The organism is Streptomyces sp. HM190 (assembly GCF_009857135.1).
Taxonomy (GTDB): Bacteria; Actinomycetota; Actinomycetes; order Streptomycetales; family Streptomycetaceae; genus Streptomyces; species Streptomyces heilongjiangensis.
Map to the genome: position 1 here is coordinate 2,419,501 of NZ_CP047318.1, position 15,532 is coordinate 2,435,032.

The window sequence follows — 15,532 nt, forward strand, 5'->3', positions numbered from 1 at the left end:
ACGGGAACGTCGGTCGCGGACGTACGGCGGCAAGTCACGGGCCGGCCGTCGTGAGCGACCGCACGGGACCCCGGCCACCCGGCCCGAGCACTGACCTTGCGGGTGACTGCCGCCCCGGACTCCGGCTCCGGTGCCTCGACGGCGTCGGCACAGCGCTGCTGCCGTGCCGCCTCGTCCCTGGGATCAGAGGTGCTCACACGCACCGGTGAGCCGCGCGGGGACCCGGCGAGGGTGCAGGATGCGACGCCGCCCCCCTCGCCGCACCCCCAGTAGAGCAACCGGACCGACGAGGGTGGCGGCGCCCCCGCCGTACCCGCGCGCACATGGGCCCGACCCTCCCCGCTCACTTGTACGGTCGTCGTACACGTGGTGATCTTGGCGGAAAAGGTACAGCCGTCCCGGGACGCTCCGGGCACGGTCAGCACGACGGTGTCGGAGTATCCGGATATCCGGAAGGTGATCTCCGCCGGCCCTGTCCCCGACCTGCGAAGTGCTGCTCCGGCGAAGACCGCGGCGGCCAGGAGGGCGAGGACGACCAGGCCGAGGACGAGCTTCGGCATCCGCCCGAAGGGTGTCCGCCGGCCAGCCGACCGTACGGGAGGGATGACCGTCATGTCCCGATCGTAGGCCGCGAAGGCCCTCGGACGCCGGTCCTCCGCGCAACCAGCGCTTCCCTCCCGAACAGCCGAACTCCGGTGGCATGGACGGGAGATGCGGCCCCTGCCGGGCGCGACCTCTTCAAGGGGCGGAGGCACGGAGTTGGCCGCGCGCACGAGGAGCGTCCCGATGCGCCCGGGGCGGGGCGCGTCGAGCACCCGCGCGTCGGCCGTGGCGAACCCGGCTACGAGCCGTGATGCTGTTGGCGTTGGAACGCGGCAGCACGGTCCAGGTCGCGTCACGGCCAGGACGTCGTCCGGAGTCGAGGACGTGCAGCGTGCCGACCGCTCCGGGCGCACGTGACCCGTCCCTGCGGCAAAGGCTTCGGCGTTGCAGCTCGTCGTGCGTCGATGCGATGATCGCGCGCATGTCCGATCACGGGGGAGGCGGTGGAGCGGCGGAGGGAACGCGCCGGTCCAGGATCTACGACTACCTGGAGCCGACCGCCCCGGCGGAGCCGGCCGAGGCCACTCCCCCGTCCCCTCGTGAACGCGTTCCGGATGCCGCTCCTGCGCGGCCTGCCACGGACCAGGCCGTCATCCTCCACCGCCGTCGTCGGCGCCAAGCCGCGGCTCTGCTCGGTGAGTTCCGGCGTACGGCGGTCCTGGTGCCCCTGTCGGCGGACGGCGACCCGCTCACCGGGGAGTTCGGCGGTATCCGCTGGATCTACGCCTTCTCGGACGAGCCCTCCCTGGCCCGGTTCGCCATCGCAAGGGGCGAAGGAGCGCGGGAGTGGACGTACGACCGTGTCCTGGGTGCCCGGCTGCTGGATGTGGCGATCCCGGCGATGCCGGTGCCGTACGGGGTGGCGCTGGACGTCGGCACCGAGGGTCAGGGCGCACTGTTCCCGCCGGTCATGGGGATCGTGCCGGACGCGGCGGCGCTGGACGCGGACGTGGACGTGAACGTGGACGCAGGCACGAACGGCATGAACGGGATCGCCCCGAACGGGCAGGAGTTGACTCGATGAGCGGCGGCGGGGGCGGCGGAGGCGACGGCAAGGACCTTCAGGTGGAGGGGCTTGCCCTGATCACCGAAGGTATCAACCTGGCCATGTCGGAGCTTCGTGAACTCGGCATGGTCGGCGAGGCGAGCGTGGGCCGGGGTTTCTCCGATCTGGCGCTGTCCGGCCTGGAGTTGGGGCACGGAGCACTGACGTCGGCGCTCGACACGTTCTGTGAGCGCTGGGAGTGGGGGGTTCGCACGCTGATCCTGGAGGGCAGCGCCTTCGCGGACGCGGTGGGTCTGGCGGCGGGGACGTTCCACGAGACCGACCAGTACGTCGACGGCACCCTCAAGATCGCGGTGAACTCCGTCATGGGCAACCCTCACCTGAGCGAGGAGCAGGTCACCCGGATGTCCTGGAGCGAGGTCGGCGACAACCACATGTTCGCCACCTCTGACTGGAGCGCGGAGTCCTGGGAGGAGGCGCAGAAGAACACCGACCGGGCCTGGAACGACGCCCAGCGCGATGTGATGACGTCGCCCCTCCTCGAGAACGGGCCCCTCGACCCGCAGAAGGCGATGAGCATGACCGACCAGGAGTACGAGGCGTCGCTCGACCAGCTGTACGGCCCCTCCCGCGAGGAACGCGAGCAGGCGGCCCAGGCCGAGGGAGAGCAGCAGAGCGGGGACGGCAGCTGATGGGTGGCTGGATCCCGGACGGTGTGGAGGACAGGCTCAAGGGTGCCGCCAACACGGTCGTCGGCAAGGCCGAGGAGGTGTACGACGACGGCAAGAAGCTCCTCGGCGAAGGCATCGACGCGGGCACCGACTACGCCGGTGAGCGTTTGGAGGACATGGGCCTCCGGGGCGTCGCGGACAAGGTGGAGGACTGGGGCGACAGCACCGCGTCCGCCCTGGGCGCCGCCCCCGGCGAACAGCAGCTCGGGGAGACCGAGCAGGCCGACGAACTGATCCACGGCAATGTCGGCCGTATCCAGGAGAGCGCCAAGCACCTCAAGGACTTCCACACGGCCTTCGACAAGGTCGGCGACGGCATGCGCAAGCTGGACTCCTCCCACTGGAAGGGCCGGGCCGCCGACACCTTCCGCGAGAAGTTCGCCATGCACCCCAAGAAGTGGATGCACGCGGCGGACGCCTGCGACAAGGCCGCCAAGGCGCTCGACTCGTACGCGGACACGGTCAAGTGGGCCCAGGGCCAGGCCCAGGACGCCATCGACGCCTACCGGGCGGGCGTGCAGGCGTCCAAGGCGGCGGTGGAGGCGTACAACACCAAGGTCGACGCCTACAACGCGAAGGTGAAGGCCGGTGAGGACCCCGGCCCCAAGCCGGCGGAGTTCAGCGACCCGGGCAAGGCGGACATCGCCCGCGCCCACGCACTCCTCAAGGAGGCCCGCCGCCAGCGCAACGAGGCCGCCCGCACCGCCGCCACCTCGGTCAGGGCAGCCCTGGAGCACGCCCCCGCCGAACTGCCGCCCGCCCTCAAGCTCGCCGCCAACTTCGTCGACCAGGGTGCGTCATCGGCCGTGGAGCTCGCCCATGTCGCCGGAGGCGTCGTCAAGGGCGGCGCGGGCCTCATCAACTTCGGCCGCGGTATGAACGCGCTCGACCCGTACAACCTCGCCCACCCCGCCGAGTACTACCAGAACGTCAACATGACGCTCGCGGGGCTCACGTCGACGGTCGCCCACCCCGACCGGGCCCTCAAGGACGCCTGGCAGTCCGCCAGGAAGGACCCGTCCGAATACGGGGGCCGCGTCGTCCTCGACCTCCTCGGGACCAAGGGGGCGGGGGCAGCGCGTGGAGTGGCGACGGGCGGCGTCAAAGGCACGCTCAGACACACCGTCGAGGACGTGCTCGAGTCGGGCAGGAAACCGGACGTGCCGGCGCGCGAGAGGGTCAGCGACGCTCCCGGCCGGGACTCGCGTCAGCCCGACGCGGTGGAGTCGCGGGGCTCCGACCCGATCGACTTCGCCACCGGTCGGATGTACCTCCCCCAGACAGACGTGAGCCTGCCCGGCGCCCTGCCCCTGGTGTTCAGACGCCGCGTCGAGTCGGGCTACCACCTGGGCAAGTGGTTCGGCCCGTCCTGGTCGTCCACCGTCGACCAGCGCCTGGAGATCGACTCCGAGGGCGTCATCTTCGTCACCGAGGACGGCCTGCTCCTCGCCTATCCCCACCCCGCGCCGGGCGCCCCGACCCTCCCGGGCCACGGCCCCCGCTGGCCCCTGGCCCGCGAGGACGGCGGCTACACGGTCACCGACCCCGCCACGCGCCGTACCTGGCACTTCACCGACCGCCGGGACGATCTCGCCGTCCTCGAACAGATCGACGACCGCAACGGCAACTGGCTCACCTTCGAGTACGACCCCGAAGGTACCCCGCTCGGCATCGTCTCCAGCGCCGGATACGACGTACGCGTCACCACGGAGGCCGGCCGTGTCACGGCTCTCCACCTGTCCACGACCGGTCAGGAACTGAAGCGCTACGGCTACACGGACGGCAACCTCACCGAGGTCGTCAACTCCTCCGGCCTCCCCCTCCGCTTCACCTACGACGAGGCCGGCCGCGTCACCTCCTGGACGGACACCAACGACTCCACCTACTCGTACGAGTACGACGACCAGGACCGCTGTGTCGCCGAGGGCGGCACGGACGGTCACATGGCCCTGCGCGTCTCGTACGACGACACGGACCCCGACACGGGCCTGCGCGTCACGACCACCACGACCGGCGAGGGCCACACCCGCCGCTTCCTCATCAACGAGGCGTGGCAGGTGGTCGCCGACATCGACCCCCTGGGCGCGGTCACCCGCTACGAACGGGACCGCTACAACCGCCTGCTGTCCCTGACGGACCCCCTGGGCCACACGACCACGTTCCGCTACGACGAGTCAGGCAACCCCACGGTCGTCACCCGCCCGGACGGCCGCGAGACGAGAGCCGAGTACAACGACCTCGGCCTGCCGACACGGGTGGTGAACCCGGACGGCACGGTGACCCGCCAGACGTACGACGAACGCGGCAACCGCACCTCGGTGACCGCCCCCACCGGCCTCACCACCCACTTCACCTACGACGACACGGGCCGCCCGACCGCCGTCACCGACCCCCTCGGCCACACGACGACGGTCCGCTGCGACCCCGCCGGTCTCCCGTTGGAGATCACCGACCCGCTCGGCGCGGTCACCCGCTACGAACGTGACCCCTTCGGCAGACCCGTCACCCTCACGGACCCGACAGGTGCGGTGACCCGGCTGGAGTGGACGGTGGAAGGCCACCTCGCCCGCCGCACGGCCGCCGACGGCACCACGGAGTCGTGGACGTACGACGGTGAGGGCAACTGCACCACCCACACCGATCCGATGGGCGGCGTCTCCCGCTTCGAGTACACCCACTTCGACCTGCTGACGGCCCGCACGGGCCCTGACGGCGTACGCCACGAGTTCGCGTACGACCTGGAGCTGCGGCTCACGAAGGTCACCAACCCGCAGGGCCTGACCTGGAGTTACGAGTACGACCCGGCAGGCTCCCTGATCGCCGAGACGGACTTCGACGGCCGCACCCTCACCTACGCACACGACGCGGCGGGCCGCCTGACGTCCCGCACGAACACCCTCGGCCAGGTGGTGTCGTTCGAACGCAACGCCCTGGGCCGGCTGCTCCGCAAGAACGCGGCGGGCGACGTCACGACGTACGCGTACGACATGACGGACCAACTCGCCCAGGCGACGGGCCCGGACGGTAAGACACTGACGATCCTGCGCGACCGCTTCGGCCGGGTGCGCGCGGAGACGGTCGACGGCCGCGAACTGACGTACACGTATGACGATCTGGGCCGCCGAACAGGCCGCACGACCCCGACCGGCGTGACGACGACCTGGACGTACGACGCGGCGGGCCGCCGCACGGGGATGACAGCCGCGGGCCACACCATCGACTTCACCTACGACGAGGCCGGCCGCGAACTGACCCGCCGGATCGGCGAGACGGTCACCCTGGCGCACACATTCGACCCCGTGGGCCGCCTGACCACCCAGTCGGTGACCGGCACGTCGGGCCGCTCGATCCAACACCGCGCGTACACCTACCGCGCCGACGGCAATCTGACCGGCATCGACGACCGACTCTCCGGCACCCGCCGCTTCGACCTCGACACGGCAGGCCGCGTGACAGCGGTCCACGCGGCGAACTGGACGGAGAGATACGCCTACGACGAGGCGGGCAACCAGACCTCGGCGTCCTGGCCGTCGGACCACCCCGGTCAGGAGGCCACCGGCCTCCGCGCCTACACCGGCACCCGCATCACCCGCGCGGGAGGCGTCCGCTACGAACACGACGCGTTGGGCCGCATCACCCTGCGCCAGAAGACCCGCCTGTCCCGCAGACCGGACACCTGGCGGTACGAGTGGGATGCCGAGGACCGCCTGACGTCCGTGACGACCCCGGACGGCACGCGCTGGCGGTACACGTATGACCCGCTGGGCCGCCGTACGGCCAAACTCCGCTTGGCGGACGACGGTGAAACGGTGGTCGAGCACGTCGTCTTCACCTGGGACGGCACCACCCTCTGCGAACAGACCACCACATCCACGGCCCTGCCCAACCCGGTCACTCTCACCTGGGACCACCAGGGCCTGCGCCCCCTCACCCAGACCGAACGAATAACGGCGGCAGACGCTCCCCAGGAGGAGATCGACTCCCGCTTCTTCGCCATCGTCACGGACCTGGTCGGCACACCCAGCGAACTCGTCGACGAGGAGGGCGAGATCGCGTGGCGGACCCGTAGCACGCTGTGGGGCACGACGGCCTGGGCGGCCGACAGCACCGCCTACACCCCTCTCCGCTTCCCCGGTCAGTACTACGACCCCGAGACGGGCCTTCACTACAACTACTTCCGCCACTACGACCCCGAGACGGCCCGCTACCTGACCCCGGACCCCCTCGGGCTCTCGCCCGCACCCAACCCGGCCACCTATATCCCCAACCCGCACACCTGGACCGACCGCCTCGGCCTCGCTCCGGATGAATGTGAAAATGGTGGGAGCTGGGACCCGGAAGAGGAACCACACTTGTACCGCGGCGTAGGGTACGCCAATGAACACAGCCCTGCCCATTACCTCAAGATGTATGAGGACGCTCTGCGTGGGGAAGCCAGACCACTCGGCGGACATTCTGATCCACAGCTCCACGTCGGCGGCCGAACAGACAGCATCTTCACGTCCTGGACCACCTACTATGAGGAAATGGCGCTAGAAGAGAGCTACAGAGGGAACGGCCCAGGAGTCGTGTTGAGGATACCCAACGCAGACGGAGCGACCTATTCTAGAGTTCCAGGCATCTCGTTCCCGTACGACGAGGGAGAGGTGTTGATTCGAGGAACAGTCACAGGCGCCGAGATAAGCGTTAACGGAGGGCCATGGACCAGGATAGGTTGAAGGAACTAGTCACCTCAGCAGCGCTTGCTGGGGTATGCCAAGGAAGCCTGGTTGACCGCCTTCAGGAAATAGATGAATCGGAATCAGGAGAAGTTCGACGGAGTGACCTCCTGCACACATACAAGAGAAGACTCGGAAGGGTTGGCGTAAATACCAAACTACACGACGAGACCGCATCCCTGGTCTCCTTTCTGGAGAACTATCCCGAAGAGGTACTGAGCATGATCAGTATCAAATTCAGAGGCGATGGATTTGAACTCTTCCTCGCCGATCGGGATACAGATAAGATTCTGCACTGGATGCAAATGTTTTCGAGACCGAGTTCACTTTGATTCGGAACAGGTGAGGTGCAATGTGGGTCGTGGCAACGGCTGAACGGACACCTGGTCACAGCATCGACGCTAAACCCACCTCATTCCCCCTCGCCCACCGTCCGTGCGCGCCGCCCCCAAGGGTGAGCCCGCCGGAGACAACGGCCCCAACGACGGGAATGGCCTTCGAAACGCTCTTCGCGAAGGAATCCTTTGTCATCTTGATGCCGAGGGAGCCTGCGACTTTTTTGACGATGGGATAGATGAGACCCTTGGTAAGAGCCTTCTGGGGCAACTTCTTGGCAGCCTGCTCCGACATCATCGCCGCGACCTTCCCCACAGCGGTGTTCGCCGACTGGGTGCCGAACATCACGCCGAAGAACAGCGTGAGTACTCCCATGGTCGCGTCATCGACGTCATCGACGTCATCGCCGTCGTCGGAGAACAGATCGGGCCAGCTGTAGAGGTACGCGAGCTTCTGCGCGATACGCAGCATGTGGCCGAAGTACTGGGCCAGGTCGGCGGGCACGGTGGCGGGAAGAGCGAGGACGCCGGGTATCCCGGCAGCCGCGGAGAGAGCGCTCACCTTGGCGGTTTCGAAGCGGATGGAGTCGTTGGCCACTTTGTCGAGAACCTCGACGTCGATGCCCGCCGCAGCGGGAGACTCTTCTACCGCTCTTCGGATGTCGTCCTCGGAGCAGTGACGAGCCAGCGCACTGCGGAGGTACGCCTCCCTGTTGATACGCACACCCGGATGCTTCGCTGCCGCCAGCAGCACCGCGGGGAAGCGCAGGCGCCATGGGATGAGACAGGTGCAAGCCGACTCCTGCCCCGGAGCCCCACCATCCGTAACGGACGGTTCACCGCGCGCTGACAGCCACACCGGGGGGGGCGTTTGGCGCGTAACAGGCGCACTTCCGGCGGCATTTCACGTGTCGCCATAAACCAGGCACGCGACGAGTTCAGCCTCCTGCCCGTCCGCCACTTCGTCGATCACTGGTGGGCATGGGTCGCTGTCCAGCGGTGGCCCGAACGAGCCGCCCGCTTCCACGCATGCGAATCCACGCATGCGAACACACCGTCGCCACCAGCGACGACAAGGACGCCCGCCGCGCCGCCTCCGCCGAACTCGGCCGCATCCTCGCCGACGCGGAGACCAACGCCCCGTGAGGGAGGGGCCGTTAGCCTGTCGGTATGTCAGAGCGCGCCATGCCCGGTCGGACGGACGGCCTGATCACCCTGGGCGCCGCGGACGCCCTGTGGGTCGATCTGACGGCCGACAGCGCTGTGCCGACGGCTTCCGGGGCATTCACCCGCTCCCCTGCCCAGGCCCGCGTGGGGTACGTCCTGCTCGGCGGCTGTGCGGTGGGGACGGTGAGGGCGAGCGGCGGCCAGTGGAGGGTTCTGGAGGTCGAGGTGCGCCGGGCGGCCGCGGAACTGAACGCGACGGGGATGGATCGGCGGGACCTGGTCCGCGTCGGCCCGTTCCGAGGCGCGCCAGGGCAGGAGCGCACCGAGGAAACGTCGCTGCGTTGGCGTCGGCGCATCACGGCCGAGCTGCAGCGGGAGTCGGGCGGCCCTGCGCGGGCCGCACGCCATGGAGTCGGCCGGCCCTACCATCTGGCGGGGATCGACTGGCGGCAGATGCTCGTGGAGCGGATCCACGACGAGACGCGGCGGACATGGTGGCTGCCGCGCGCCGTGGTCAGACTGCTCGACGCGGCCGAGCACGCCGAAACGCGGTGGGCGCACACCACACGGACCCGCCGGACGAGCCCGGCCGCCACCGAGCCGGCCTCCCGCCCCGGGCGGGCCCCAGCCGCCGACGGTCGGCAGACGACGAGCCCCGAGGGCCCCACCGCCTCACCGCGCCCGCGCCCGTACGGCAGAGAGCTGGAAGGCCAGCTGTACTCGGTGCTCAGCAGGAAGCCCGGTACCTCCCGCAGGGTGGCCGAGTGGGCATGCGCCGTCTGCGGCACCGCGTCCGCCGCCGTCCTCGACCACTGCCACGAACACGGCTACGTCCGCGCCCCCGTCTGCCAGTCCTGCAACACACTGGAACGCCCCGACCACCTGTACAGCAACGACATCCGCGTGGCGAACCGCTACACACGCCTCTTCGACACCGACACCGACGACTGGCTCCGCCACTGGCACCGCTGCCCCGGCTGCCGGGTACGCACCACGCTGCCCCTGCCGCACCTCGCCGCATGGACCGCCCACATAGCCTGCCGATCACTGCGCCCGACCCACCACGCCTCTCGCGGGCGCAAGCCCTGCGGTGTCCTGCGTGTCTCCTGGACGGGCAGTCCCCAAGCGCCCCGCTCCTGCCTGCTCACGGTCGCCGTCGACTGCTGCCCCTCCGGCGAGCACCGTGTCCTGGCCCGGGTCCCCTACCGCGAAGCGGTCGAGCGGTTTCGCATCTGGTTGGCCGAGACGGCTCCTGCCGTGGCAGCCGCGGCCGTCCCCGACCGCCTGGACGGCCTCCCCGCCAGGCCCCGGCCAGTCATCGTGGACACCGACGCCGAGGGCACAGCACTGTTCTGAGCGGGCGCGGGGAGACCTGCCCCCCGACACCACTTCGCAGGCACCGACCCCCGACACGGCCACCCAGCACACCCCGGCGCAGGCTTCGGCGCGGGTGGCTCCGCCCGTTCGAGCCACCAGCCACGCCCATCGCGCTCGCAGCGCACCACAGAGCCCCGCTCATTCACCTCAACCCGCGCGGTGCCCGTCTCGCCCGCCGGCTCGTCTCGCACCGCCTGGACGACTGGGGCCACCCCTACACCACCCACGCCAACGCAGCGCTCACTCTCACGGGACGTCGAAGACTTCGCCCGCCGCATCGCCGAAGCTGTCGGTGTCCAGGCACAAGAGGGAAGTTTCCCCGTACGAGAAAGTCGTACCATTTCGGTACCTTTTTTCAGTACAACCAAGAGAGGGGTGCCGCAGATGACGATGAGCGCCAGCGAGGCCCGCAAGGACCTCTTCCCACTCATCAAGCGCGTCAACGACGACCACACCCCCGTGCGCATCAGCTCGAAGAGCGGCGACGCGGTGCTGATGTCCGCCGACGACTACGACTCCTGGCAGGAGACCGTCCACCTGCTGCGCTCCCCCGCCAACGCGCGCAGCCTCATGGAAGCCCTCGCACGGGACAGGGCCGGCGAGACCGTGGTCACCAGGACCATGGCAGAACTGGACGAACTGGCGGGTGACGGGTGAGGAGCGTCCGCTGCGACCCGGCCGGATGGGAGGACTTCCTGTTCTGGCTCGGCTCGGACCGTGCCATGGCCCGCAGGATCACCCGGCTGATCGCCGAGATCCAGCGCACGCCCTTCACCGGCATCGGCAAGCCGGAGCCCCTGAAGGGCGACCTGTCCGGCTACTGGTCACGGCGGATCGACGACGAGCACCGGCTCGTCTACCGGGTGGACGAGAAGGAGGTCAAGATCCTCAAGGCCCGCTACCACTACTGAGGCCGGCTCGCACGCGCGCCGAATACCCCGCCGGGTTCCGTCACGGAGCGACCGCGCGCACGAGGAGCGTCCCGATGTGACCGGGGTGAGGCGCGTCGAGGACCCGCGCGTCGGCCGTGGCGAACCCGGCCCGGGTGAGCAGGCGCTCCCAGACGGCCGGGCGGTAGCTGTAGCGGTAGGTGAACATCGCCTTGCCCGCGAAGCCTCCCTTGTACATGCCCTGCGGCCCGTACGCGCCAGGGATGGCCGGCGGCTGCGAGAACGCGAAGACGCCGCCGGGCCTGAGCCGTTGGCGGACCAGGGGAAAGAGACGGCCCGGGTCGGTGAACCAGGCGGCTCCGAAGATCGAGTAGACGGCGTCGTACGCGTCCTCGTGATCGCTCAGGTACTCCAGCACCTCGGAGCACACGAACTCCGCTCCCGTGCCAGCCCACTTCGCGCTGGACTTCTCGACCATGACGGGAGACAGGTCCACTCCGCGAGCGGCGATGCCGCGCTCAGCGAGGTGGGCCAGGGCGCGGCCGGTGCCACAGCCGATCTCCAGAACGGAACGCGGGTTGCCCAGCAGCTCCGGGCCAGGTCCGTGACCGGCGTACTGGGTCCAGCAGAAACTCGGCTCCGCGTCGTCCTTGAAGGCGGAAGCGGCGAAGGTGTCCCACAGCTCGGTCTCGGCGGCGATGTCGTGTTGTGCGGGCAAGACGATTCCTCTTCGCAGGGCGGCCCCTGTCCTGCGGGGGACCGAGGGCAGGGGCCAGGGTAGGGCCGTTCAGTGACTGTCGGGGACCTTGTTGTCGCACGGCGAGCAGTCCGTGCCGTCGATCGCCCACAGCTCCTCGTCGATGTCGAAGCCGATGGACTTCAGGAACTCCGCTGTGCGCAGGCACAGACCGTCACGACGGCGCTCGATGAACGGTGCGTGGTGCTTGTAGCGGCCCGCGTTGTACGCCTCGCAAAGTGCCCACCACACGGGCGTGTCGAGGATGAGCTGGTGAACGCCGATGTCGACGAGCTTGCCGACTCCGAGGTGGACCTCGGGGTGCTCCATGCAGCCGATGGTGTACATGACAGCGTTGCCGAGGATCCGTTCGGCCATGTCGCGGACCATCGTGTGGTCGCGCAGCAGCAGGGCGATCTCGCGGTCCCACAGGGTCATGCCGCCGTCCAGCACGTTGATCGTCAGGTGCTTGATGCGGGGCTGGACGGCGTCGAGGAGTTCCTTGGGATCCCGTGTGCGGGTGCTGGTGGGTCGGTCGATGATCGCGGTCATGGACTACTCCTTCGGAGAGAGGTCGTGCCGGACTGATGCGGGCCCGTTCCGCATGGCGGCCCCTCGTGGGCTGGAAGCGCGGCACCGGCGTCTTGTACATCCCGCTCCAGCGAGGGCTAAGTGGAGAGCCGCCACGGCATCCGGGTTGGCGGCAGGCCGCCGTCCCCGCCAGCTCTTCGCGGGCTGCTCATTTCTCGCTGCCTTGCCGGAGCGCATCTGCGAGTCGCATGGCCACGTCGGCGCGTACGCGGCCCAGTTCCACGAGCCCGAGAGCGGGCGAGCCGGCATCGACTGCGAGCGAGGGCAGCACGATGCCTGCCTGAGAAAGTGCCGCCTTCAGGGCCTCTGCGGCCGCGAGAGGGTCGGTGTCCTGAGCCTGTTGCGCTGTGACCATGAACGAGACGTTAGGGAAGGACAGGGCCCGGGAGACAGAGAAGTTCCCCGATGTTGCTTGACTTCGCGGGGGAGTTCCTCGAAGTTCCTCACATGGCCCGGCTGAACAGCACGCATGAGGCACCGCCCTTGGGGAGGCTTGACCCATCGTTCCCCCGCGAAAGGAACTGCTCATGGTGCGACGGCTGCGCTTCAACGGGACGGGTAGCGGCGTCAATGGGTGTCCCTCTGTCCATGAGGACCTCGACACGGGCGAGGTCATCGTGCACGGCCCGCCACTCACCGACCCCGAGGACATCGCCCGACTCCGGCACCTGGGCGAGGGCGAGGTGCCGGTCGTGGTGCCACGCGAACTCCTCGTGGATTGGGGGCCCAAGGACGTGACCCGCAAAGCGAAGGTCATCGACCTCGACGAGTTCGACCGGCTCTTCACCCGGTTCGAGCACACGGCCTGGCGGCTGGAAACTCGGCGTCGCTACGCGTCGGACGAGATCACCGAGACCTACGCCCAGTTCACCCGAGGTGAGCCGGTGGACTGGGACGACCAGGACTCGGAGTGGTGTGCCAACCGGCGCGCACAAGCCGCGCTCGGCAAGCGAGTCGGACGGGTGCGCATCGTCGACGACCCGCCCACGGCAGGACAGCTGTACCTGCTCGACAACGCGCGCCGCAACAGCGCTGTCGGCGAGCGGATCATGAATCTCCGGCGCGTCGACGCCGACCGGCTGAACCTCCCCTCCGAAGACTTCTGGATCTTCGACTCACGGATGGTCGCGTTGCTCAAGTTCGACGATGCCGACAACCTGGTGGGGGTCGAACTGATCACGGAGCCCGCCGAAGTGGTGCGGTACTCCATGGTGCGCGACGCGGCCATGCACCACGCCGTCCCGTTCGAGGAGTTCACGGCCGGCCTGGCCGTGAAGGAGTAACAGAAACAGGTGTGTACCGGTGAGCACGGACTACCAGAAGGCGCGCGAAGCTCTCGGGATACGCCTCCGGGAGCTTCGGCTGTCAGCCCCCGGTAGCCGTCTCACCGGTACCGAACTCGCCGACAGGTGCGGATGGCACAAGTCGAAGGTCAGCAAGCTGGAGAACGGCCGGACAACACCAACGCCCGACTGCCTGCGCAGGTGGGCGGAGGCAACCGGCCAACCGGAGGCGTACGACGAACTGCTCGGGCGGCTGCGGGGCTTCGAGTCGCACATCCGGTCATGGCGGCGACAGCTGGCCTCTGGGCACAAGGCGGTCCAGGACACTCACCTGCGCGCCCATGCCGACGCCTCTGTGTTCCGTGGCTGGGAGTCGTCCATGATTTTCGGGATCCTCCAGACGCCGGACTACGCGCAGTCGATCTTCACGAGATACGCGGAGCTACAGAGATCGCCGCGCGACACCGAGCAGGCAGTGCGCTCCCGGATGAAACGGCAAGAAGCGCTCTACGACTCGTCGAAGCGTTTCCACCTCATCCTGTGGGAAGCCGCCCTGCACGCCCAGATCTGCCCTCCGTCGGTGCTCGCCGCCCAGCTCGACCGCCTCATGGGAGTCATCGGCCTCACCACGGTCGAACTGGGGATCATCCCGCTCTCCGCCGCCCTCATGATCCCCCCGGCCACCGCCTTCTGGATCTACGACGACCGCCAGGTGATCGTGGAGAACTGGCACGCGGAGTTGTGGATCGACGACGAGGCCAGCGTGGACACCTACCTGCGTACATGGAGGACACTCCGGGAGTCCGCGGTGTACGGCGTTGACGCGCACCGTCTCATCAGTGCGGCGCGGCGGGCGTTGCACTGACCGAACCGGGCGGCAGGCCATGCTTCAGAGAAGCGACTCTCGTCAGCTCGCGCACCAGCCCCTCCCCGGCGGGCAGCCGCTCATCCCCAGAGCGGACAGGGACCCGTAGACCTGATGCCGAACGCGGGAGGTCTGCCCTCTGTTGAGAGAAACGCTGGGCCCTCAGCACGTGCACACCTGCCGAGGGCCCAGCGCCTCTCAGAGTGCTGCGAACTCGACGAACGCGGTCCACGCCGTGGGGTCTACGGCCAGGGCGGCGCGGGTTGTGTCCTTTGAGTCGCGGACGTGGACCCTGGCGAAGCTGGCGGCTACTTCGACACACTGACCGCCCTCGGCGCCGCTGTAGCTGCTCTTGACCCAGACAAGCGCAGGCGCGGGACCGCGCTTTGTTTCAGCGTTCATCTCTCTCCCAACAGCTCCTCGATGAAGGCCAGGGACTCACTCGGGGTGAGGGCCTGCGCTCGGATAATCCCATAGCGTGCGGACAGTGCATGGACCGCATCTCGCTCGGTGACCAGCGTGCTCCGACCTTGAGCCTCCATGTAGCCGACCTGCTGGCCCTGCCTTGGCATCAGCAAGGTGAACGCGCCATCCACACCAGCGTGGTCCTCACGGTCGAGCGGCATTACCTGAAGCTCGACGTTTCGCTTCTGGCCGAGCAAGAGGAGCTGCTCAAGCTGTCCGCGCCATACCTGCTCACCTCCGAGCGGCCGCCGCACAACCGCTTCTTCCATGACGAAGCTCAGCAACGGAGCGGGCCACCTGTCGAAGATCTCCTGCCGTACGAGCCGCGCAGCAACGCGCTGCTCGATGGTCGCCTCGTCCAGCAGTGGACGCCTCATCCCCAGCAGAGCCCGCGTGTACTCCTCTGTCTGCAACAGGCCGTTGACCACGTGGGTCTCGTACACGTAGAGCTCGACCGCCTCGGCCTCCAACTTGGCCGCGTCCCGGAAGAACGCCGGGTACTGAGCCCGAGCCACCTCCTCCTTGCTGGCACTCAACACCCCACCCGCGTCCAGCACTTCATCAACCCGGTCGATGAACTTCGGCGGCGGGATACGTCTCGCCTGCTCGAACGACGCGATCGTCGAGGCCGAGTACCCGGTCAGCGACCCGAGCGCCGCGCGGTCCATCCCCGCCCGCTCCCGGAACAGCTTCAACTGCCTCCCGAACACGCACAGCATGCCCGTACCGACCTCGTACTCCGGCTGCTGAACCTCGTCGTCCACG

Annotated in this window: 15 protein-coding genes; 9 read left to right on the forward strand and 6 right to left on the reverse strand. The window is 68.5% G+C overall.

Annotated elements, in window-relative coordinates:
- Positions 1-1,024 precede the first annotated feature (1,024 nt).
- Genes GSY65_RS10130 through GSY65_RS10145 form a run of 4 tightly spaced genes read left to right on the forward strand, consistent with a single transcriptional unit; the run spans position 1,025 to position 7,390 of the window.
- A complete protein-coding gene (locus GSY65_RS10130; RefSeq protein ID WP_236579725.1) occupies positions 1,025-1,627 on the forward strand; it encodes a hypothetical protein in 603 nt (200 codons plus the stop codon).
- Positions 1,624-2,301, forward strand: a complete 678-nt coding sequence (locus tag GSY65_RS10135) for a hypothetical protein (protein WP_159767015.1) — start codon at positions 1,624-1,626, stop codon at positions 2,299-2,301. Before GSY65_RS10130 ends, GSY65_RS10135 begins: the two co-directional genes overlap by 4 nt.
- Complete coding sequence (locus tag GSY65_RS10140) at positions 2,301-7,058, forward strand: putative T7SS-secreted protein (protein ID WP_159767016.1); 4,758 nt, start codon at positions 2,301-2,303, stop codon at positions 7,056-7,058. The genes GSY65_RS10135 and GSY65_RS10140 overlap by 1 nt, the downstream gene beginning before the upstream one ends.
- A complete protein-coding gene (locus tag GSY65_RS10145; RefSeq protein ID WP_159767017.1) occupies positions 7,040-7,390 on the forward strand; it encodes a hypothetical protein in 351 nt (116 codons plus the stop codon). The genes GSY65_RS10140 and GSY65_RS10145 overlap by 19 nt, the downstream gene beginning before the upstream one ends.
- Positions 7,391-7,445: 55 nt before the next feature.
- Here GSY65_RS10145 and GSY65_RS10150 read toward each other — a convergent pair whose 3' ends face one another.
- Entirely contained in the window at positions 7,446-8,147 is a 702-nt protein-coding gene (locus GSY65_RS10150) for a hypothetical protein (protein ID WP_236579726.1), read from the reverse strand.
- Positions 8,148-8,563: 416 nt separating this feature from the next.
- Here GSY65_RS10150 and GSY65_RS10155 point away from each other — a divergent pair, with 416 nt between their 5' ends.
- From GSY65_RS10155 to GSY65_RS10165, 3 genes are all read left to right on the forward strand, one after another.
- Positions 8,564-9,916 carry an endonuclease domain-containing protein gene (locus GSY65_RS10155; RefSeq protein WP_159767018.1) on the forward strand — a complete coding sequence of 451 codons (1,353 nt, stop codon included), beginning with the start codon at positions 8,564-8,566 and terminating at the stop codon, positions 9,914-9,916.
- Positions 9,917-10,321: 405 nt separating this feature from the next.
- Complete coding sequence (locus tag GSY65_RS10160) at positions 10,322-10,594, forward strand: type II toxin-antitoxin system Phd/YefM family antitoxin (RefSeq protein WP_159767019.1); 273 nt, start codon at positions 10,322-10,324, stop codon at positions 10,592-10,594.
- Positions 10,591-10,848, forward strand: a complete 258-nt coding sequence (locus GSY65_RS10165) for a Txe/YoeB family addiction module toxin (RefSeq protein ID WP_159767020.1) — start codon at positions 10,591-10,593, stop codon at positions 10,846-10,848. The genes GSY65_RS10160 and GSY65_RS10165 overlap by 4 nt, the downstream gene beginning before the upstream one ends.
- A gap of 40 nt (positions 10,849-10,888) precedes the next feature.
- Here the strand turns inward: GSY65_RS10165 and GSY65_RS10170 are convergent, their stop codons facing one another.
- From GSY65_RS10170 to GSY65_RS10180, 3 genes are all read right to left on the reverse strand, one after another.
- Positions 10,889-11,545: a class I SAM-dependent DNA methyltransferase gene (locus GSY65_RS10170; protein WP_159767021.1), complete on the reverse strand. Its 657-nt coding sequence runs from the start codon at positions 11,543-11,545 to the stop codon at positions 10,889-10,891.
- A gap of 69 nt (positions 11,546-11,614) precedes the next feature.
- Complete coding sequence (locus tag GSY65_RS10175; RefSeq protein ID WP_159767022.1) at positions 11,615-12,115, reverse strand: hypothetical protein; 501 nt, start codon at positions 12,113-12,115, stop codon at positions 11,615-11,617.
- A gap of 187 nt (positions 12,116-12,302) precedes the next feature.
- Complete coding sequence (locus GSY65_RS10180; protein WP_159767023.1) at positions 12,303-12,509, reverse strand: hypothetical protein; 207 nt, start codon at positions 12,507-12,509, stop codon at positions 12,303-12,305.
- 172 nt (positions 12,510-12,681) lie between these two features.
- Here GSY65_RS10180 and GSY65_RS10185 point away from each other — a divergent pair, with 172 nt between their 5' ends.
- Positions 12,682-13,437 (forward strand): DUF6879 family protein, encoded by a 756-nt coding sequence (locus GSY65_RS10185; protein WP_159767024.1) that lies wholly within the window; start codon positions 12,682-12,684, stop codon positions 13,435-13,437.
- Between the two features lie 19 nt (positions 13,438-13,456).
- On the forward strand, positions 13,457-14,302 hold the full coding sequence (locus GSY65_RS10190) for a helix-turn-helix domain-containing protein (RefSeq protein ID WP_159767025.1): 846 nt from the start codon (positions 13,457-13,459) through the stop codon (positions 14,300-14,302).
- A 198-nt stretch (positions 14,303-14,500) separates the two neighbouring features.
- Here the strand turns inward: GSY65_RS10190 and GSY65_RS10195 are convergent, their stop codons facing one another.
- Both GSY65_RS10195 and GSY65_RS10200 read right to left on the reverse strand, forming a co-directional pair.
- A complete protein-coding gene (locus GSY65_RS10195) occupies positions 14,501-14,704 on the reverse strand; it encodes a DUF397 domain-containing protein (protein WP_159767026.1) in 204 nt (67 codons plus the stop codon).
- Positions 14,701-15,531 (reverse strand): helix-turn-helix domain-containing protein, encoded by an 831-nt coding sequence (locus GSY65_RS10200; protein WP_159767027.1) that lies wholly within the window; start codon positions 15,529-15,531, stop codon positions 14,701-14,703. Before GSY65_RS10200 ends, GSY65_RS10195 begins: the two co-directional genes overlap by 4 nt.
- Position 15,532: the final 1 nt, after the last annotated feature.

Coding starts and splice junctions, on each gene's coding strand:
- GSY65_RS10130 (WP_236579725.1), top strand. CDS start 1,025: ATGTCCGATCACGGGGGAGGCGGTGGAGCGGCGGAGGGAACGCGCCGG.
- GSY65_RS10135 (WP_159767015.1), top strand. CDS start 1,624: ATGAGCGGCGGCGGGGGCGGCGGAGGCGACGGCAAGGACCTTCAGGTG.
- GSY65_RS10140 (WP_159767016.1), top strand. CDS start 2,301: ATGGGTGGCTGGATCCCGGACGGTGTGGAGGACAGGCTCAAGGGTGCC.
- GSY65_RS10145 (WP_159767017.1), top strand. CDS start 7,040: ATGGACCAGGATAGGTTGAAGGAACTAGTCACCTCAGCAGCGCTTGCT.
- GSY65_RS10155 (WP_159767018.1), top strand. CDS start 8,564: ATGTCAGAGCGCGCCATGCCCGGTCGGACGGACGGCCTGATCACCCTG.
- GSY65_RS10160 (WP_159767019.1), top strand. CDS start 10,322: ATGACGATGAGCGCCAGCGAGGCCCGCAAGGACCTCTTCCCACTCATC.
- GSY65_RS10175 (WP_159767022.1), bottom strand. CDS start 12,115: ATGACCGCGATCATCGACCGACCCACCAGCACCCGCACACGGGATCCC.
- GSY65_RS10180 (WP_159767023.1), bottom strand. CDS start 12,509: ATGGTCACAGCGCAACAGGCTCAGGACACCGACCCTCTCGCGGCCGCA.
- GSY65_RS10185 (WP_159767024.1), top strand. CDS start 12,682: ATGGTGCGACGGCTGCGCTTCAACGGGACGGGTAGCGGCGTCAATGGG.
- GSY65_RS10195 (WP_159767026.1), bottom strand. CDS start 14,704: ATGAACGCTGAAACAAAGCGCGGTCCCGCGCCTGCGCTTGTCTGGGTC.